This is a genomic window from Streptococcus mitis bv. 2 str. SK95 (assembly GCF_000222705.1).
GTDB lineage: Bacteria > Bacillota > Bacilli > Lactobacillales > Streptococcaceae > Streptococcus > Streptococcus mitis_AY.
This window is the reverse complement of the sequence record NZ_AFUB01000018.1, coordinates 1-1,873: the sequence shown is the minus strand read 5'-3', so window position 1 is coordinate 1,873 and position 1,873 is coordinate 1. Positions and strand designations below refer to the sequence as shown.

The window sequence follows — 1,873 nt, the reverse complement described above, 5'->3', positions numbered from 1 at the left end:
GGCTTGCGGTGTATGGATATGATTGAGAGCGAACTTAGCGTCGTTGTCAATCCAGTCGTTCAAATTTTCATAACTGATGGCATCACTGCCGCGGATAGTCATATAAGTTTTCGTAGTATCATTAGTCAAGGTAGGCGTATCCGTTAAGTAGTAGGCATTAAAACCAGCTTTCTCATCAGTTAAGAGTCCTTTTTGGTAGCGTTTGATAGGATACTCTTCTTGGTGAATTCCTCCTCCAGGATCACCAACTTGGAGTTTTATCGTGTCTTCCACAGTATGTAAATCAGGATCTGGCTGCAAGTAGACTTTACCGTCATGAGGAAGTTTTTTACCTCCAGAGATGATTTTATCATCGTCATCTATATCTTGTGAATAATCTATTAAAGTCCAGTTTACAGCATTATTATAGCGTGATAAAGTATTTGGCCTCCCTCTATAAGCCGACTGTGCTAAATCCGCATAAAAGTTGTTATAATCTTTTAAATTACTATCCGTCATACTTGTCCCAACCTCCATTTTTTAACACTCTAGGGGGATTGTACATGCCAATCCGTTCTATTGAAGGTACATCATTTTTAGTTTTTAATCGAAAATCTATTGTAAAGTCAGAATCCTTTATATAATTAAAAGAACCCTTCACTGATAGATTATAACCTCCACCTTGTGGAGTTCCATTACCTATCTGTTCAACAGTTAAACTATTCCAATCCATCTGAACAGATTCAATCTTTGAATTTTTAGACTTTACGAATTTTACAATCTCTTCTTCATGCTCCTTTAAATAAGCCAACTGCTTGGCTCGCGGACTAAGAAATACTCCTCCAAATAAATTTGTTTTCTGTGCCATCCATGCACCTCCTCCAAAAATTACAAGTGCTAAAACTAACCAAAGCAAAGTACGTTTTTTCATGACTGTCCTCCTTAAACGTGGATTCTAAACCTATTATATCATGAATGTAAAAAAAATACTTTTAGCAAGTATTCGAAGTCAATAGGGAATGAACAGTGTTCAATCCGCATAAAAATTATCAAAGGATTTTAAGTTACTGTTAGTCAAAAAGTTTACCCCCAATACGTAAAGGACTACCTATTCCAATAGAATTAATTAAAATTTCTCCATTCTTAATCCTTATTATAACACTCCAGCTGGATTTTTCTATATTATTAAATCCACCGTAGACTTGCACAATTTCTCCACCTCCTTGAGGGGTTCCATTTCCGATTTTATCCCATTGTGTCTGTTTCCAGTCTATTTGAACCGATTCGACTTTAGGATTTAAAGATTTTACAAAATCCTTAATCTCTTCTTCATGCTCCTTTAGATAAGCCAACTGCTTAGCCCGTGGGCTCAGAGTTATTCCTCCAAATAGATTTGTCTCTTGTGCCATCCATGCTCCTCCTCCAAATACTACAAGAGCTAAAACTAGCCAAAGTAAAGTACGTTTTTTCATGACTGTCCTCCTTAAACGTGGATTCTAGACCTATTATATCATGAATGTAAAAAAAATACTTTTAGCAAGTATTCGAAGTTAATAGGCAATGAGGAATAATGTTAAATCCGCATAAAAATTATCAAAGGTTTTTAAGTTACTATTAGTCAAAAATCCTTCCTCCTACTCGCAATGGACTGCCTTGCATCATAGTATCAAAAACAACTCGTCCATCCTCAATTTCAAAAATTACTTGCCAAGTTGAGCCCTCTATATTATTAAAACCTCCTCCAACTATCACAACATTACCTCCTCCTTGTGGAGTTCCATTTCCAACTTTTTCCCACATCGTTTCATCCCAATCAATCTGAACAGATTCTACTTTAGGATTTAAAGATTTTACAAAATCCTTAATCTCTTCTTCATGCTCCTTCAGATAAGCT

3 protein-coding genes and 1 pseudogene are annotated in these 1,873 nt (G+C 35.9%); all 4 read right to left on the bottom strand.

The genetic code is table 11. From position 1 onward, the window contains the following. Nucleotides 1–498: pseudogene (locus tag HMPREF9965_RS05015) on the bottom strand (DUF2974 domain-containing protein); the annotation flags it as partial. After that, nucleotides 488–910: a hypothetical protein gene (locus tag HMPREF9965_RS05010; protein WP_000747468.1), complete on the bottom strand. Its 423-nt coding sequence runs from the start codon at nucleotides 908–910 to the stop codon at nucleotides 488–490. The gene HMPREF9965_RS05010 and the pseudogene HMPREF9965_RS05015, both read right to left, overlap by 11 nt. 139 nt (nucleotides 911–1,049) lie before the next feature. Beyond that, nucleotides 1,050–1,451, bottom strand: coding sequence for a hypothetical protein (locus HMPREF9965_RS05005; protein ID WP_000747470.1), 402 nt, complete (start codon nucleotides 1,449–1,451; stop codon nucleotides 1,050–1,052). A 142-nt stretch (nucleotides 1,452–1,593) separates the two neighbouring features. Beyond that, nucleotides 1,594–1,873, bottom strand: a 280-nt coding sequence (locus HMPREF9965_RS05000; protein WP_000963031.1) for a hypothetical protein, incomplete at its 5' end; no start/stop codon positions are given.